This is a genomic window from Acidovorax sp. IB03 (assembly GCF_016406015.1).
In the GTDB taxonomy this organism is placed as follows: Bacteria; Pseudomonadota; Gammaproteobacteria; order Burkholderiales; family Burkholderiaceae_C; genus Acidovorax; species Acidovorax temperans.
Genome location: NZ_JAEFCH010000006.1, coordinates 75,288 through 92,157, shown reverse-complemented (window position 1 = coordinate 92,157; position 16,870 = coordinate 75,288). Strand labels below are relative to the sequence as shown.

The 16,870-nt window shown below is 69.0% G+C and carries 8 protein-coding genes; 5 read left to right on the top strand and 3 right to left on the bottom strand.

Annotation, left to right across the window (positions count from 1 at the left end):
- Positions 1-71: 71 nt before the first annotated feature.
- The 3 genes from IHV84_RS05355 to IHV84_RS05345 are packed head-to-tail and all read right to left on the bottom strand — an operon-like array spanning position 72 to position 7,140.
- Entirely contained in the window at positions 72-2,111 is a 2,040-nt protein-coding gene (locus IHV84_RS05355) for an ATP-binding protein (RefSeq protein ID WP_198846116.1), read from the bottom strand.
- Positions 2,108-2,926, bottom strand: coding sequence for a carbon-nitrogen hydrolase family protein (locus tag IHV84_RS05350; RefSeq protein ID WP_198846164.1), 819 nt, complete (start codon positions 2,924-2,926; stop codon positions 2,108-2,110). The genes IHV84_RS05355 and IHV84_RS05350 overlap by 4 nt, the downstream gene beginning before the upstream one ends.
- Positions 2,926-7,140 carry a YhdP family protein gene (locus IHV84_RS05345; protein ID WP_198846115.1) on the bottom strand — a complete coding sequence of 1,405 codons (4,215 nt, stop codon included), beginning with the start codon at positions 7,138-7,140 and terminating at the stop codon, positions 2,926-2,928. The genes IHV84_RS05350 and IHV84_RS05345 overlap by 1 nt, the downstream gene beginning before the upstream one ends.
- 194 nt (positions 7,141-7,334) lie before the next feature.
- On the opposite strand from IHV84_RS05345, the gene glnE reads away from it, so the two are divergent.
- The 5 genes from glnE (at position 7,335) to IHV84_RS05320 (ending at position 16,828) form a co-directional block, all read left to right on the top strand.
- The gene (glnE, locus tag IHV84_RS05340; protein ID WP_198846114.1) at positions 7,335-10,094 is read left to right on the top strand and encodes a bifunctional [glutamate--ammonia ligase]-adenylyl-L-tyrosine phosphorylase/[glutamate--ammonia-ligase] adenylyltransferase; all 2,760 of its coding nucleotides are present in this window, start codon (positions 7,335-7,337) and stop codon (positions 10,092-10,094) included.
- A gap of 290 nt (positions 10,095-10,384) precedes the next feature.
- Entirely contained in the window at positions 10,385-11,056 is a 672-nt protein-coding gene (locus tag IHV84_RS05335; RefSeq protein WP_198846113.1) for a CerR family C-terminal domain-containing protein, read from the top strand.
- A 41-nt stretch (positions 11,057-11,097) separates the two neighbouring features.
- Positions 11,098-12,516, top strand: coding sequence for an efflux transporter outer membrane subunit (locus tag IHV84_RS05330; RefSeq protein ID WP_370541205.1), 1,419 nt, complete (start codon positions 11,098-11,100; stop codon positions 12,514-12,516).
- 44 nt (positions 12,517-12,560) lie between these two features.
- The gene (locus IHV84_RS05325) at positions 12,561-13,730 is read left to right on the top strand and encodes an efflux RND transporter periplasmic adaptor subunit (protein ID WP_198846111.1); all 1,170 of its coding nucleotides are present in this window, start codon (positions 12,561-12,563) and stop codon (positions 13,728-13,730) included.
- Positions 13,731-13,741: 11 nt separating this feature from the next.
- On the top strand, positions 13,742-16,828 hold the full coding sequence (locus tag IHV84_RS05320) for an efflux RND transporter permease subunit (protein ID WP_198846110.1): 3,087 nt from the start codon (positions 13,742-13,744) through the stop codon (positions 16,826-16,828).
- The last annotated feature ends 42 nt before the right edge of the window (positions 16,829-16,870 follow it).

The window sequence follows — 16,870 nt, the reverse complement described above, 5'->3', positions numbered from 1 at the left end:
CAAATATCAGTTGGGAGGGTGTTGCGTTCGTTACGCCCACTCGAACGCCAGCGCAGCCCGCGCCGGGAATGTCATATTTTGACCGGCAGGGTGAAAGTGAATACCGTACCACGCGGCTCGTTCGGCGCGAACCCAAAGTACCCGCCGTGCTGCTCCACCACCGTGCGGCACATGCTCAGCCCAAGGCCCATGCCCTCGGGGCGTGTGGTGAAGAACGGGGTGAACAGCTTCTTGGCCACATCTTCCGGGATGCCGCTGCCGCCATCCGCCACCGAAAACTCCAGCCACCCGCTGTGCCCTTTGGACGCTGCACGCCGCACGCGGATGTCCAGCACGCGGGGGGCGATGGTGGGGTCGTCCATGGCCTGCATGGCGTTGCGCGCCAGGTTGAGCAGCACCTGCTCCACCATCGTGCGGTCGCACAGCGCGGGGGGCAGGTCGGGCTCGACCGAGGTACGCACGCTCACGCCCAGCTTGCGGGCCTGCAGGTTCACCAGCGGCCAGATGGCCTCGATGAGTTGCTGGGCGGGCACGGCTTCGCGGGCCTGGTCACGGCGGCGCACAAAGTCATGCACGCTCTTGATGACGCGGCCCGCCCGCTCGGCCTGGCGCGCAATCTGGCGCATGGCCATGCGCACGTCTTCCAGGTCCTGGCTTGAGGGCACCGGCTGGTCGCCGGACACCGACTCCAGCAGGTTCAGCGAACCCGTGGCATAGCTGGAGATGGCCGCCAGCGGCTGGTTCAGCTCATGACTGAGCAGCGAGGCCATCTCACCCACCGTGGCCAGGCGGGCCGTGGCCTGCAGGCGCTCTTGCGAGGCGCGCGAAAGCTCTTCCACCCGGCGCTGTTCGCTGATGTCCAGAAACGCGCTCATCCAGCCGGTGTGCAGGCCCTGGGCGTTGATGAGCGGGGCCTCGATGATCAGCACCGGAAAGCGCGTTCCATCCTTGCGCATGAATTCGGACTCAAACCCCTCCCGTGGCGGCACGCTGCCGGCAAAGCGGTGGGCCTGGCGCTGGCGGTATTCCTCCACCCGTTCCGGCGGCCAGTACGGGGCCGAGGCGGGGGCGGTGGTGCTGTAGCCCAGCAACTCTTGCGCCGTGAAGCCCACCATCTCGCAGAACGCGGGGTTGACGTAGGTGATGCGCCCTTGCAGGTCACGGGCGCGCAGGCCGGTGACCAGCGAGTCTTCCATGGCCTTGCGAAACGCCAGCGCATCGCCCAGGTCGCGCTCGGCGCGCAGGCGGCGTCGGTTGTCGCGCACCAGCACGCCCACCACCGTGACCAGTGCGATCGACATGGCCGTGACCAGGGCCGTGAGCACATTCGGGAACACGCTGGGCGCGGTGTGCCAGGTGTCCAGGCGCAACACCAGCGTGGTGCCCGGCAGGTCCAGCAGCTGCTGCGCGGTGAACATGCGCGTGCCCCGGCGCGAGGCGCCCAGCACGGCCAGCCGGGTGCCGTCGGGTTCGGTGAAAGAGGCTTCCTGGCTGCGCGTGAGGCTGGCCCCCACCATGTCGGCCAGTACCGATTGCAGCGAATAGGTGGCGATCAAAAAGCCCGATGCACGCCCGTTGACGCTCAGCGGCAGGCACAGCTCCATCAGCTCCGAGCCGAGCCCGTCTGCGTGAGGCTGGTAGTAACTGCCGGAATACGCAGGGGCGCTGAGGCGCCGCGCGGTGCTGCACGCCTGGTTGGCTTCCGAATGGCTGTTCTCGCGCATGCCCCGGTCCCACATCAGGGCGCGGTAGGGCGTTTGCACATGGGTGCGCAGGCGCATGGCGTTGTCGCGCCATTCAAGGCGCACCAGTTCGCGCTGCAGGCGCAGCAGTTCGGCCGCCTCCACCTCCCACGCCAGCAGGCCGGGGTCAGACGCGTGCAGGGCCTGCAGGCTCTGCAGGTTGCGGTTCAGCGCCACGCGCACATCAGAGACGGCATCGGCCGCATCACGCTCCAGCCGCGTTTGCACCTGGCTGGCTTCGTACCGCCCCGCGAGCCACACCATGGTGACCAGCATGGACACCACCAGGGCGATCAATGCTGTCCACAGCGACCAGCGCCGCCACGCGCTGCGCCAGCGGCGCCAGATGGCGCGCGAAATGGTGCTCATAAAACGCGGTGTGTGAGTGCCGGCAACTGCTGGCGCACGCTGCGCAGCCGCTCGGGATCCAGGTCCGCCAGCACCACGCCGGGGCCCTGGGCCTGCTGCGCCAGCACCTGGCCCCAGGGGTCGGCCACCAGGCACTGGCCCCAGGTGTGGCGGCCGTTTTCGTGCACACCGCCCTGGGCGGGCGCCACCACGTAAGCCAGGTTTTCGATGGCGCGGGCGCGCAGCAGCACTTCCCAGTGCGCCTGACCAGTGACATGGGTGAAGGCGCTGGGCACCAGCAACACATCCGCACCCGCGCGGGCATGGGCGCGGAACAGCTCGGGAAAACGAAGGTCGTAGCACACCGACAAGCCCACGCGCCAGCGGTGGCCGTCGCGCGCGGGCAGATCAAACTGCACCGGAGCGTTGTCGCCCGCTTCGATCACGCGGCCTTCATGGAACTGCTCGCGTCCGTTGTCAAACCAGAAGAGGTGGATCTTGTCGTAGCGGGCCACGCAGCGGCCATCTGGCGCAAACACCAGCGTGGTGTTGCGCACGCGCTGGGGGTCGGTGGTGCGCAGGGGCAGGGTGCCGCCCACAATCCACAACCCCAGTTCGCGCGCGGTGCGGGCCAGGAAGCTCTGGATGGGGCCCTCGCCAAAGCTCTCCTGGTAGGCAAGCTTGTCGGTATCGCGCAGGCCCATGGCGCAGAAGTACTCGGGCAGCACGGCCAGTTCGGCACCGGCTTGCGCCGCCTGTTCCAGCAGACCGCGGGCGGTGGCCAGGTTTTCCTCAGGCCGGGGGCCAGACACCATCTGGATCGCAGCGACTTTCATCATGAGGGGTCTCCGGTGCGAGGGGGCTCAGGCGTGGCATTTTGCGGCCCTGGCGCTGCGGGGCCGGAACCGCTGGCACCTTGCGCGGGTGCCGTGGCCTCGCGGCCGCGGCGGGGCACGCGCACCACGCGGGGGTCGGCCCAGCCCCCGTCAATGTGGAACTCCTGCGTGGCAGCCTCGATCAGCGGGCCGCGCAAGAACACCTGCGCCAGGAAACTGCCCAGCCCCACCACCGGGTTGATGGCTGTGGCCACCAGCGATGCCGTCATGGCGTTGATCTCGGGCACCACCACCACACGCAGGTCCTGGGTTTCCTTCTCGATGTCGGCCTTGCCTTCCATCAGCACGGCAGCGTTCACGCCCTTCATCTGCAGGTTGTTGGTGGAGGCCACGCCCTGGTCGATCAGCATGTCGCCGCGCACAAAATCGAACGCGAAGCCTTCGCTGAACACATCCCGGAAATCGAGCGAGAGGCGGCGCGGCAGGGACTGCAGGCTGAGCACACTGAGCAGCTTGGCCAGGCCCGGGTCAGCCTTCAGAAACTGCCCCGATTCGATGTTGATGCTGATCTGCCCGGCCATGGTGCGAAAGTCGGGGCTGAACGGCGCGCCGATCCAGCCCACCTGCCCTTCCATGCGCCCTTTGCCTCGCCGCACTACGTTAACCATGCCAAACCGCGCCAGCAGGTCGCCCGAGTCACGGATGTCGAGCTTGAAGTTCAGCGCCGTGCGCCGCTCGGGGCTGCGCGGCTCGGCCACGCCCCGGGCACGGCTCAGCAAGGCCCAGTTGCCCGTGGCGGTCAGGGTGGCTTCAGGCGTGGTGATGTTGAACTTTCCCAGGCGCCATTCGCGCTGGGCCCCTTCGGCGCTGCGGTTCTGGGCTTCGATCTCAATGCGCCCGAGCTTGCGGCCGCGCAGCTCGAAGTCGTCCACCACCACGTCCACTGCAGGCAGCGAGCCCGGTTGCTCGGCCAGCAGGTTCTCCACCTGCGTGGCTTCACTCTGCGGCATGCTCAGGCGCGACAGGCGCGCAAACAGGCGGCCATTGCCCATGTCGCCCGATGTGGGCTGGCGAAACTCCACGTAGCCGTTGAGTTCAGAGGCGTCCAGGTTGGCACGCCACAGGTTGCCTTCGCGCAGCCCACCGGCCACCAGGTTGTGCAGGGTGCGGCCTTGGGCCGACAGCTCGGTGGCGCGCAGGGCCACCACGTTGGGCAGGTAGTCCATGGCCGGCGACGGAGCCGGGCCGGGGCCCATCACGGCGGTGGCGCCGGGGCGTGCACCGCCAGCAGCCCCACCCGCAGCACTGCCGGGTGCGCGGGTGGACTGGCTCAACAGACGCTCCCACGCATCCACATCCACCCGGCCCAGCCGGATGTTGGCGGCCACGCCCTCGGCCACCACCGGCGCAGATTCACCGGCCGACAGGCCCACGCCCATCGAGCCGCGCAGCACCCGGGGCTGGGGGCCTGCCAAATCGCGCAGGTAAGTGGCCGAGCCGATGCTGCCCAGGTCCAGCGTCACCTGGTCGCGCAGCGGCGGCGGCGTGGCCCCGGCAGCGACGGGCACCAGGGATTCGCGCGCCACCATTTGTTCATAGCGCAGGGGTTGCTGGGCATCGGCCGTCTTGCCCAGGGGCGCGGGCAGGTCCAGTGCCATGCCCTGCAGGGTGGTGTTGACCTGCAGCTCGGGCACCCCCCGGCGGAACGACAGCGCCAGGCTGTAGGGGGCGCTGCCGGTGGCGTTTTGCGCCAGTTGCGACACAAACCCCAGTGAAGGGGTTTGCTGCAGCCCCTGGGCTGTGGCCACGCCTTGCGCGCGCAGCTGGATGGCGGCCTCCGACGGCGGCGCCCCGGCGGGCAGGGCGCGCATGCCGCCTTCCAGCCGCACATCGCCGCCCAGCGCGCGGGCTTGCACACCGCTCAGGGTGAAGCCGGTGTCAGAAAACTGCACCACGCCCCGCGCGCTGCTCAGGGCGGGCGTGTCGGGGGTGATGCGCACCTCGTTGCCCGCCAGCGTCACGCTGCCCTGCACCTTGGATTTGTCAATTTCGCTGATCGGCAGGCTCAGCCGCAATTGCAGCTCGGCATTGCCCGTGCCGCTGGCCTGGGCCAGGGCGTTGCCGGTCATGCGCGCCAGGGGCGAGGTGGCCATGAGGCCCAGCATCTCAGACAGCGGCCCCCGCGCCTCGGCGTTCACCCCCACCACGGTGCGATCCAGGTTGGGAATCTGCGCCTCCACCTTGGTCAGGCGCGTTTGCGGCAGCCCCATGAAGGTGCCTGTCGCCCCCTTCACCTGCATGGACGAGCGCTCAAAGATCAGCTCACCCGCCAGCTGCGTGAGTGCCGGCCAGCGCAACGCTTCGTTCGGCTGCAGGCTGGGCGGCACGTAGGCATAGGTCACGTCCTTCACCTTCGCGGCGATGCGGAAGTCGCCCCGCTTGGGGTCGTTGAAGGGCATCTCGTGCAGGTCGCCCCGGACCTTGAAATCCACATGGCTGGCCACCCCCGCCACCACCGCCTGCTCGACATAGCGGCGCGACTCGGCCGGAATGCTCAGCGGCAGGTAACGGTGCACCCTCGTGCCATCGGCCCGGGTGAGCGCACCCGACAAATCCAGCACCCCGGGAAAGCGCGAGCCATGCGCCACGCGGGCAGGGTCGCTGGTGTGCCACGACACGCGGGCCTGGCCCTGGGCATCGGCATTGGCAAAGTGGATGTCGCTGGCCTGCACCGCAATGCGCTCGCCCTCCAGCTGCCAGCGCACATTGGCGCCGAATTCGTCCAGCGGCAGCACGGGGTCTTCAAACACGCCGGGCAGCACCAGGGCACCGGCCTCGATGGCCAGCGTGGCCTTGCCGCCGGCCTGGTTCAGGTCAAATTCCGCGTTGGCGTTGCGCAAGCCCAGCGTACGGTTCGCCTCTTTCGGGGCGGCCCCGGCCAGCGTGAGGCCCTGCACCTGCCCCCGCACCTGGTATTGCTGCAGGGCGTCGAGCGGCCCTTTCCAGGTGGCCTGGATTTCCTGCACCATGCCCTGGGGCGCATAGGTGGCAATGGCATCGTGGGCTGCGGAAGACAGGGGCAGGCGGCTGGCAATCTGGGCCAGCGCGGCCAGGTCCAGCTTGTCGGCACGGAACTCGCCTTGCGCAGGCGCCTTGCCAGAAGCCTCGGTGTATTGCAGCTTGAGGTTGCCACCCGGCCAGTGCAGGCCATCGTCGGCCACAAATTGCAGCCCCTGGGTGGAAAATTCAAAGCCCCCCTGCAGGCGGCGCCCCCCCAGGCGGCCTTCGATGGAGGGCAACTGCAGCGCCTGCAACCCCGCGCCCAGGGTGGCGTGCACGTCGGCCAGCGCCAGGTCGGCCGTGCCGCCCACGATCTGGCCGCGCTGCACATCGGCCCAGGCCCGCAGGGCACCCCGGCCGCGCGCCACGTCAATGCCCACATCGGCATGGTGGCGCAGGCGCGAGACATCCACCCGCGAGAAATGGGCAAACAACTGCCCGTTCCAGTGCTGCCAATTGCTGTCACGCACCCGCAGCAGCGGCGCGCGGAACATGCCCACCAGCGTGAAGCGGTCGCCCCAGGCCTCGGGGGGCGTGGCGTCCACGCGCAGGCTGTGGCGCCAGTTGCCGTTGCGCAGCACCACATCCACCTTCTGCAGCGACAGCTCGGGGGCGCCGCGCATCTCGTCGTTCCAGCGCACGGTGCCCTCGCGGATCACCACCTCGCCTTGTGAAAACAGCCAGTCGGTGGCCGCACTGCTGTCGCCGGTGCCCTGCGAGATGGGCAGGCCGGCCACAAAAATCCGGCCATCAGCAGCGCGGCGAATGTCCAGATCGGGCGAGGCGATATACAGCTGCTCAAAACCCCAGTGCAGCAGCGAGCGCGGCGACAACGACACCACCACGCGGGGCAGGCGCAGCGCGGCCCGGTTTTCGCCGTCCAGCAGCGCCACATCCAGCAGTTCGATGGAGGGGATCAACCCCTCGGAACGGGCCGAGATTTCGCCGATGCGAACGGCCACCCCTAATGCCCGCGTGGCTTGCGCCTCGATCTGAGGGCGAAACTCGCCGATTCGCGGCACAATCCAGCCATGAAGGGCACCCCAGGCCATGGCCAGCAACAACCACAGGGCCAGCATCAATCCCAAAGACCAACGCGCAAACCCAGCCACGATTTTGAGCAAGCGGGTGGGGCGAGGGGTCGATTCGGTCATGTTGCGCGTGAAGGTGGCCGGAATTATGACCCGCCCCCAGGGGCTCGGTTCCGCAAGGTTTTTGCCAGCGTGTTAGCCCCTGTTACGCCCGTACTGCCACCCCTGACCGGCACTTTGCGCCCGGCCTGCAGGCCTTGTTGAGCCTGACGTGTTCCACCCCCAGCCTTCCGCCTTCTTCGATCGCCGCGCCTGCCATGCAGAACATTGCCTCCGCCCTTTCCCCCTGCGCCACCATTGCTCCCAGTGACGGGCAGGCCGAGCATTCGCGCTTTTTCCAGCGGCTGCACCGCCGCTATGGGCAGGACCTGGCCCTGCTGCCGCCGGGCGCACCCACCCGGGCCACGATGGAAGAGGCCATGGCCGCCCTGCGCGCGCGGGGTGTGGACATGGCCAGCGCCCTGCGCACGGTGCGGCAACTGGTCATGGAGCGGCTCATCCGCCTGGACTGCGAAGCGCGTGCGCCCCTGGGCGACATCACCCGCGCTGTGACCGAGCTGGCCGAACTGGCCCTGGACCACGCCTGCCGCCACGCCCGCGAAGAGCTGGACAGCCGCCACGGCGCGCCCCAGGGCCCGCAGGGCGAGCCGGTGCAGTTGTGGATCATCGGCATGGGCAAGCTGGGGGCGCGCGAGCTGAACGTGTCGAGCGACATTGACCTGATCTATGTGTATGAGCACGACGGCGACACCGCAGGCATCGAGGGCGGCCGGGGCCGCATCTCCAACCACGAATACTTCGCCCGCGCCGTCAAGGCCATCTACAGCCTGGTGGGCGACACCACCGAGCACGGCTTTGTCTTCCGCGTGGACCTGGCCCTGCGGCCCAACGGCAACTCCGGCCCGGCAGCCATCTCGCTGTCGGCACTGGAAGAATATTTGCAGGTGCAAGGCCGCGAGTGGGAGCGCTTTGCCTGGCTCAAGAGCCGCGTCGTGGCCCCCACGAGCTGCATTGGCAGCCCCGAGGTACAGGCCCTGCGCGGGGTGGTGTTGCCGTTTGTGTTCCGCCGCTACCTGGACTACAGCGTGTTTGATGCGCTGCGTTCGCTGCACCGCCAGATCCGCGACCACGCCGCCAAGCGCAGCGCGGGCCACCCCGAGCGTGCCAACGATGTGAAGCTCTCGCGCGGCGGCATCCGCGAGATTGAATTCACCGTACAGCTCTTGCAGGTGGTGCGCGGGGGCCAGTTCCCCGAACTGCGCCGCCGCCCCACGCTGGAGGCCCTGCAGCGCCTGGCCCAAGCCGGGCTGATGCCGCAGGAAACGGCCGACGCCATGGCCCGCGCCTACGTTTTCTTGCGCCAGGTGGAGCACCGCATCCAGTACCTGGACGACCAGCAGACCCATGTGCTGCCCACGCGCGACGACGACCTGGCCTGGATTGCCAGCACCATGGGCTACCCTGACTGCTGCGCCTTTTTGCACGAGCTGGACGCCCACCGCGAGCTGGTGGCGCAAGAATTCGACACCCTGCTGGGCGGCAACGAGAAAAAGCAGTGCAGCGGCGGCGGCTGCGGCGGCCCCAAGGCATCGGCTCCGCCACCGCCCGAGCTGGAAAGCCTGCTGGAACAACTGCCCGAAGACTTTCGCGCACGCGTGGCCGAGTGGCGCAACAACCCGCGCGTGGCCAACCTGCGCGACGAGGCCCGCGCGCGGCTGTTCCGCATCGTGCAGCGCACCGCCCAGTGGCTGGGCGAAGGCCGCTGCAGCCTGGAGGCTGCCGGGCGCCTGACCAACTGGCTCGAACCCCTGATGCGCCGCGAAAGCTACCTGGCCCTGCTGCTGGAGCGCCCCCCCGTGCACCAGCAACTGCTGGCCCTGCTGGGCGCCGCCAAATGGCCCGCCCGCTACCTGCTGCAGCACCCCGGCGTGATCGACGAGCTGGTGGGCGACGCGCTGATGGCCGAGCGCTTTGTGGTGGCCGACTTTGAGCGCGAACTGGCCCAGCGGCTCAAGTCGCTGCAGTCCACCGGCGAAGACGACGACGAAACCCTGCTGAACCTGCTGCGCCGTGCCCAGCACGCCGAAACCTTCCGCACCCTGGCGCGCGACGTGGGCGGGCGCATCACCGTCGAGCAAGTGGCCGACGACCTGAGCGCCCTGGCCGACAGCGTGCTGCGCATCACCACCCAATGGTGCTGGAACCGCCTGAAAAACCGCCACCGCGAGGTGCCGCAGTTCGGCATCATTGGCTACGGCAAGCTGGGCGGCAAAGAGCTGGGCTACGGCAGCGACCTGGATATCGTCTTTGTGTTCGACGACGACGACGAGCGCGCCCCCGAGGTGTATGCCGCCTTTGTGCGCAAGCTCATCAACTGGCTCACCGTCAAAACCGGCGAGGGCGACCTGTACGAGATCGACACCGCGCTGCGGCCCAACGGCAACTCGGGCCTGCTGGTGACCAGCTTTGATGCCTATGCCAACTACCAGCAGCAGCGCGGCAGCAACACCGCCTGGACCTGGGAACACCAGGCCATGACCCGTGCCCGCTTCGTGCTGGGCAGCCCCGAGCTGCAGGCCCGCTTTGATGCGGTGCGCGAAGCCGTCATCACCTCGGCCCGCGATGCCAGCGCGCTCAAGGAGGAGATCGTCACCATGCGCGAGCGCGTGCGCTCCGCACATCCGGTGCCCAGCGGCATGTTTGAGGTCAAGCACAGCCCGGGCGGCATGGTCGATGCCGAATTTGCCGTGCAGTACCTGGTGCTGTCGCAATCTGGCGCCCACCCCGAGCTGCGCGGCAACCTGGGCAACATCGCCCTGCTGGAACGGGCCGAGCAAGTGGGCCTGCTGCCCGCAGGCGTGGGCCACGCCGCCGCCAACGCCTACCGCGAACTGCGCCGCGTGCAACACCGCGCACGGCTGGACGAAGCCCCCACCCAGGTCGAGCCCCCTGCCCTGCAAGCCGAGCGCGATGCCGTGCTGGCGCTGTGGCAGGCAGTGTTCGGGGCCGGGCACTGAGGCTGCTACACCTCAAGCCAAAATGGCTGCTGGCGCTTAATGGATAAGCGCCAGCAGCTACTTTTTTGATAGCACACACTCTGCGGCATCTGGTCACAGCCGCAAGGCTGGCGGCAAGCCAGGCTGCCCCCGGCGGCGCTGTGCCATGCCCGCAGCCCTACCCACCCACGCGGCGGCGTCCTGCAAGCGCAGGGCCATCGGGCGTGCCCAATGCGCTGCAACACCACCGCAGCGTTCTGACACAAAAATTTAATTAATCAATTGATTAACCCGTGGTGTAATCCCGCACCATGGTTCCAGCCCCCCACCCTTCCCCTGCCACGCCCGACGCGGCCGACTCGCGCGCACGGCTGCTCAGCGCCGCGCTGCGGCTGTTTGCCGAACACGGGTTTGCCAAGACCTCCATCCGCCAGATTGCCGAAGCGGCGGGGGCCAACACCGCCCTCATCAGCTACTACTTTGGCGACAAGAAGGGCCTGTACAACGCGGCCTATGCCGAGCCCCTGGGCGGGCCGCTGCAGGCCGACGCCGGGCCCGACGGCCATTCGCTGGACATTTTTCTGGAGCAGTTCCTCACCGGCTTCATGCGCCCGCTGGACATGGGCGACCAGGTGGAGCTGTGCATGCGCCTGCACTTTCGCGAGATGCTGGACCCCACCGGCCTGTGGCAGCAGGAGCTGGACAGCGAAATCAAGCCCCTGCACAGCACCCTCATCCGGCTGCTGTGCCAGGCCGTGGGCGCGCCCGCGCCCGACGACGACATCCACCGCTTGGCGCTGGCCATCTCGGCCCTGCCACTGCAGTACTACGCCCACCGCGACCTGATCCAGCAGATGGCACCGCAACTGCTGAACGACCCCGAATGCCTGCAAGCCACCACCCGCAGGCTGATCGACTTTGCCCACCACCTGATTGCTGGCGAAACCCGCCGCCGCCAGGCCCCAGCCGGAGATGCCCCGTGACCGCACCCACCTCCCTCGCGCCCCGCAAGCGCCCTACCCCACTGCGCAGCCTGGGGTGGTTGCTGCCCCTGGCCGCCGCCCTGACGGCCTGCACCACCACGCGCCCGCCCGCGCAGGTGGCACCCGCCACCCCCAACAGCTGGCAGGCCCCGCTGCCGCACGACGGGCAGTTGCAGCAACTCACCGACTGGTGGGCGCACACCAATGACCCGGTGCTGGTGGGGCTGATCGAATCCGCCCAGCGCATCAGCCCGAGCCTCGCCCAGGCACGCAGCCGGGTGGAACAGGCCCGCGCCACGCAGACCACCGCCCGCGCTGCCCTGCTGCCCACGCTGGATGCGCAGGCCAGCGCCAGCCGGGGCGTGACGCCCCCCGTGACCACGCCCGCCACCACCGCCCAGGCCGGGCTGCAGGCGGGGTGGGAGATGGACCTGTTCGGCGCTAACCAGGCCACGCGCGATGCCGCCACCGAGCGCCTGGCCGGTGCCCAGGCCCTGTGGCACGAGGCCCGCGTGAGCGTGGCCGCCGAGGTGGCGCTGCAAGTGAGCAGCCTGCGCACCTGCCTGCAGCAGCTGGATGTGGCAGAGCGCGATGCCCAGTCACGCGAGGCCACCGCACGCCTCACACAAGACAGCCAGCGCGCAGGCTTCACCGCGCCCGCCACCGCCGCCCTGGCCAGCGCCAGCGCGGCCGAGGCCACGGCCCGTGCGGCCCAGCAGCGCATGCAGTGCGACGTGGACTTCAAGACCCTGGTGGCGCTGACCGGCGAGCCCGAGCCCGCCCTGCGCAGCCAAATCACCACCGCCCCTGTGCCGGGGTTTGACGAAGCCCGCTTCACGATTGCCGCCCTGCCCGTGCAGGTGGTGTCGCAGCGGCCCGATGTGTACAACGCCGAGCGCGAAGTGGCCGCCGCCAGCGCCGACGTGGGCAACGCCCAGGCCCAGCGCTGGCCGCGCCTGTCGCTCACCGGCACCGTGGGCACGGCCTGGAGCCGCACGGCGGGCACCACCACCGACCTGAGCACCTGGTCCTTCGGCCCGCTGGCACTGAGCCTGCCGCTGCTCGACGGTGGCCGCCGCACGGCCCGGGTGGACGCCGCCCGCGCCCGTTACGACGAGGCCGTGGCCGTGTACCAGAGCCGCGTGCGCCAGGCCGTGAGCGAGGTGGAGCAAGCCCTGGTGCGCCTGCAAAGCACCGCCGAGCGCGCCGACAGCGCCCGTGCCGCCGTGCAGGGCTACCAGACATCGTTTGACGCGACCGAGGCCCGCTGGCGCGGTGGCCTGGCCAGCCTGGTGGAGCTGGAAGACGCCCGCCGCACGCTGCTGGCTGCGCAGACCACGCTGGTGGCCTTGCAGCACGAGCGCCAATCGGCCTGGGTGGCGCTGTACCGCGCAGCCGGGGGTGGCTTTGACGCCGCCAACCGCACAACCCACGACACGCCAGCCGCCCCGGCGCTCTGAGCGCCCCAAACCCGAGCCCCTTTTTGAAGAAACGGACGATGCCCATGCCCGCATTCAAACTCTCTCCCGTCGCCCTGGCCCTGGCCGCCCTGTGCGTGCTGACCGGCGGTGCCGCGCTGCTGCACACCGATGCCTCGCGCGCGGCCGACCAACCTGCCGCCGCGCAACCCCGCCCCGCCCTCACGGTGACCACGGCGCAACCCCAGCGCACCAGCGTGCCCCAGCGCCTGTCGGCCAACGGCAACGTGGCCGCCTGGCAGGAGGCCAGCGTGGGCGCTGAAAGCAACGGCCTGCGCCTGACGGCCGTGAACGTGAACGTGGGCGATGTGGTCAAGGCGGGCCAGGTGCTGGCCACCTTTGCCGCCGACACCGTGCAGGCCGACGTGGCACAGGCCCGCGCCAGCGTGATGGAAGCCGAGGCCAATGCCGCCGAAGCCGCCGCCAACGCCGAGCGTGCGCGGGGCCTGCAAGCCTCGGGCGCCTTGAGCCAGCAGCAGATCCAGCAATACACCACCGCCGAGCAGACCGCCAAGGCGCGCGTGGAGGCCGCCCGTGCACAGCTCAACGCACAGCAGCTGCGGCTGAAGTTCACGCAGGTGCTTGCGCCTGACAGCGGTGTGATCTCCGCCCGCACCGCCACCGTGGGCGCCGTGGTCGCGTCGGGCACCGAGCTGTTCCGCATGGTGCGCAAGGGCCGACTGGAGTGGCGCGCCGAAGTCACGCAGGCCGAGCTGGCCCGCATCCGACCCGGTGCCAAGGTGCAAATCACCGGCGCCAGCGGCGCGGCGGTGGAGGGCACGGTGCGCATGGTGGCCCCCACCGTGGACACGCAAACACGCAACGCACTGGTCTACGTGGACTTGCCCGCCAACCCCGACATCCGCGCCGGGATGTTTGCGCGCGGCGACTTTGCGCTGGGCGAGGGCCAGGCGCTGACCGTGCCGCAAGAGGCCGTGGTGGTGCGCGATGGCTTTTTCTACGTGTTTGTGGTGGACGGCCAGCAGCGCGTGCAGCAGCGCAAGGTGCAGCCCGGCCGCCGCGTGGCCGACCGGGTGGAGATCACCGCCGGGCTGGACGCGGGCGCCACCGTGGCCGTGCGCGGCGCGGGCTTTTTGAACGATGGCGATCTGGTGCGCGTGGCCAACGATGCCGCAGATTCCAAGCCAAAACAGGCTCCAGCGCCCGCCCCACAAGCGCAGGCAGCTAGTAAATAAGGAGCATTTGCATGAATGTCTCTACCTGGTCGATCAAGAACCCGATACCGGCGCTGATGCTGTTTGTGCTGCTGACCTTCGGCGGCCTGATCGCATTCAACGCCATGAAGGTGCAGAACTTTCCGGACATGGACCTGCCCACCATCTCGGTGACGGTGAGCCTGCCCGGTGCCTCGCCCACCCAGCTCGAAAACGATGTGGCCCGCAAGGTCGAAAACAGCATCGCCACGCTGCAGGGCCTCAAGCACATCTACACCAAGGTGCAAGACGGCGGCGCCACCATCACCGCCGAGTTCCGCCTGGAGAAGCCCACGCAAGAGGCGCTGGACGACGTGCGCTCGGCCGTGGCGCGCGTGCGCGCCGACCTGCCGGGCGATGTGCGCGACCCCATCATCACCAAGATGGACCTGGCCGCGCAGCCGGTGCTGGCGTTCACCGTGGCCTCGCCGCGCATGGACGACGAGGCACTGTCGTGGTTTGTGGACAACGACGTGGCCAAGAAGCTGCTCACCGTGCCCGGCGTGGGCGCCGTGAACCGCGTGGGCGGGGTGGATCGGCAGGTGCATGTGGCGCTCGATCCGCTCAAGCTGCAGGCGCTGGGCGCCACGGCGGCCGATGTGTCGCGCCAGCTGCGCCTGGTGCAAACCGAAAGCGCGGGTGGCCGCACCGACCTGGGCGGCAGCGAGCAACCCGTGCGCACGCTGGCCACGGTGCAGACCGCGCAAGAGCTGGCGGGCCTGACCCTGGCCCTTTCTGATGGCCGCCATCTGCGGCTGGACCAGGTGGCCACCGTGACCGACACCATTGCCGAGCCCCGCGCCCTGGCGCTGCTCAACGGCAAACCCGTGGTGGGCTTTGAAGTGGCCCGCAGCAAGGGCGCGAGCGAAGTGGAAGTGGGCGCCGCCGTGAAAGTGGCGCTGGCCGAATTGCGCGCAGCCCACCCCGGGCTGGAGGTGACCGAGGCCTTCAACTTTGTTCAGCCTGTGCAGGAGGAGTACGACGGGTCGATGCACCTGCTGTACGAAGGTGCGCTGCTGGCCGTGGTGGTGGTGTGGCTGTTTTTGCGCGACTGGCGGGCCACGTTTGTCTCGGCCGTGGCGCTGCCGCTGTCGGTCATTCCGGCGTTCATCGGCATGCAGTGGCTGGGCTTTTCCATCAACGTGATCACGCTGCTGGCGCTGTCGCTGGTGGTGGGCATTCTGGTGGACGACGCCATCGTGGAGGTCGAGAACATCGTGCGCCACCTGCGCATGGGCAAAACGCCTTACCAGGCCGCGATGGAGGCGGCGGACGAAATCGGCCTGGCCGTGGTGGCCACCACCTTCACGCTGATTGCAGTGTTTTTGCCCACCGCGTTCATGAGCGGCATTGCGGGCAAGTTCTTCAAGCAGTTTGGCTGGACGGCGTCGCTCGCCGTGTTTGCCAGCCTGGTGGTGGCGCGGGTGCTCACGCCCATGATGGCGGCGTACATCTTGAAGCCCATCGTCGGCACCCACGACGACCCGCGCTGGATGGGCACCTACCTGCGCTGGGCCGCATGGTGCATCCAGCACCGCTGGATCACCTTTGCCGCCACCATTGCGTTCTTTGTGGGTTCGCTGGCACTCATTCCGCTGCTGCCCACAGGCTTCATCCCGCCGGACGACAACTCGCAAACCCAGGTGTACCTGGAGCTGCCCCCCGGCGCCACGCTGGCCCAGACCCGTGGCGTGGCCGAAGACGCGCGCCAGCGCGTGGCCGCTGTGGCGCATGTGAAGAGCGTGTACACCACCATCGGCGGCGGTTCGGCGGGGTCGGACCCGTTCGCGGGCGGCAGCAATGCCGAAACGCGCAAGGCCACGCTGACCATCACGCTCGATGCGCGCGGCGAGCGCCCGCGCAAGCAAGGCATTGAGGCCGACATCCGCACCGCGCTGGAGACCCTGCCCGGCGTGCGCACCAAGGTCGGCCTGGGCGGCTCGGGCGAGAAGTACGTGCTGGTGCTCACCGGCGACGACCCGCAGGCGCTGCAGACGGCCGCGCTGGCGGTAGAGAAAGACCTGCGCACCATTCCCGGCCTGGGCAGCATCTCGTCCACCGCCAGCCTGGTGCGCTCGGAAATCGCCGTGCGCCCCGACTTTGCCCGCGCCGCCGACCTGGGCGTGACCAGCAGCGCCATCGCCGAAACCCTGCGCATTGCCACCGTGGGCGACTACGACACGGCCCTGCCCAAGCTCAACCTGGCCTCGCGCCAGGTGCCCATCGTCGTCAAGCTGCAAGACGATGCGCGCAAGGACCTCTCGGTGCTCGAGCGCCTGCCCGTGCCCGGCGCCAAGGGCCCGGTGCTGCTGGGGCAGGTGGCCACGCTGGAGTTCAGCGGTGGCCCCGCCGTGGTGGACCGCTACGACCGCGCCCGCAACGTGAACTTCGAGATCGAGCTGTCGGGCCAGCCGCTGGGCGACGTGACGCAGGCCGTGGCCGCGCTGCCCTCCATCACCCACCTGCCGCCCGGCGTGCGCCAGATCACCATTGGCGATGCCGAGATGATGGAGGAGCTGTTCACCAGCTTTGGCCTGGCCATGCTCACCGGCGTGCTGTGCATCTACATCGTGCTGGTGCTGCTGTTCAAGGACTTCCTGCACCCGGCCACCATCCTGGTGGCGCTGCCCCTGTCGCTGGGCGGTGCCTTCGTGGGCCTGCTCATCGCGCAAAAGAGCTTCTCGATGCCTTCACTGATCGGACTCATCATGCTCATGGGCATTGCCACCAAGAACTCCATTCTGCTGGTGGAATACGCCATCCTGGCGCGGCGCGAGCAGGGCATGACGCGCTTTGAAGCGCTGATGGACGCCTGCCACAAGCGCGCGCGCCCCATCATCATGACCACGCTGGCCATGGGCGCGGGCATGATGCCCATTGCCCTGGGGCTGGGCGCGGCCGACGGCAGCTTTCGCTCGCCCATGGCGGTGGCGGTGATTGGCGGGCTGATTACCTCCACCTTCCTGAGCCTGCTGGTCATCCCGGCCGTGTTCACCGGGGTGGACGACCTGGGGCTGAAGTTCGGAAAGCTCTGGCGGCGCGTGACGGGAGGGTCGGCCGACACCCCTGCAGCCCGTTGAAGGCCCGAACTACAGGGCAAGCCCGGGGGTTTGCAAGCTTTT

Bases quoted from the DNA above. Each gene is read 5' to 3' on its own strand.
- IHV84_RS05350 (WP_198846164.1), bottom strand. From the start codon at position 2,926: ATGAAAGTCGCTGCGATCCAGATGGTGTCTGGCCCCCGGCCTGAGGAA.
- IHV84_RS05325 (WP_198846111.1), top strand. From the start codon at position 12,561: ATGCCCGCATTCAAACTCTCTCCCGTCGCCCTGGCCCTGGCCGCCCTG.
- IHV84_RS05320 (WP_198846110.1), top strand. From the start codon at position 13,742: ATGAATGTCTCTACCTGGTCGATCAAGAACCCGATACCGGCGCTGATG.
- IHV84_RS05355 (WP_198846116.1), bottom strand. From the start codon at position 2,111: ATGAGCACCATTTCGCGCGCCATCTGGCGCCGCTGGCGCAGCGCGTGG.
- glnE (WP_198846114.1), top strand. From the start codon at position 7,335: ATGCAGAACATTGCCTCCGCCCTTTCCCCCTGCGCCACCATTGCTCCC.
- IHV84_RS05335 (WP_198846113.1), top strand. From the start codon at position 10,385: ATGGTTCCAGCCCCCCACCCTTCCCCTGCCACGCCCGACGCGGCCGAC.
- IHV84_RS05345 (WP_198846115.1), bottom strand. From the start codon at position 7,140: ATGACCGAATCGACCCCTCGCCCCACCCGCTTGCTCAAAATCGTGGCT.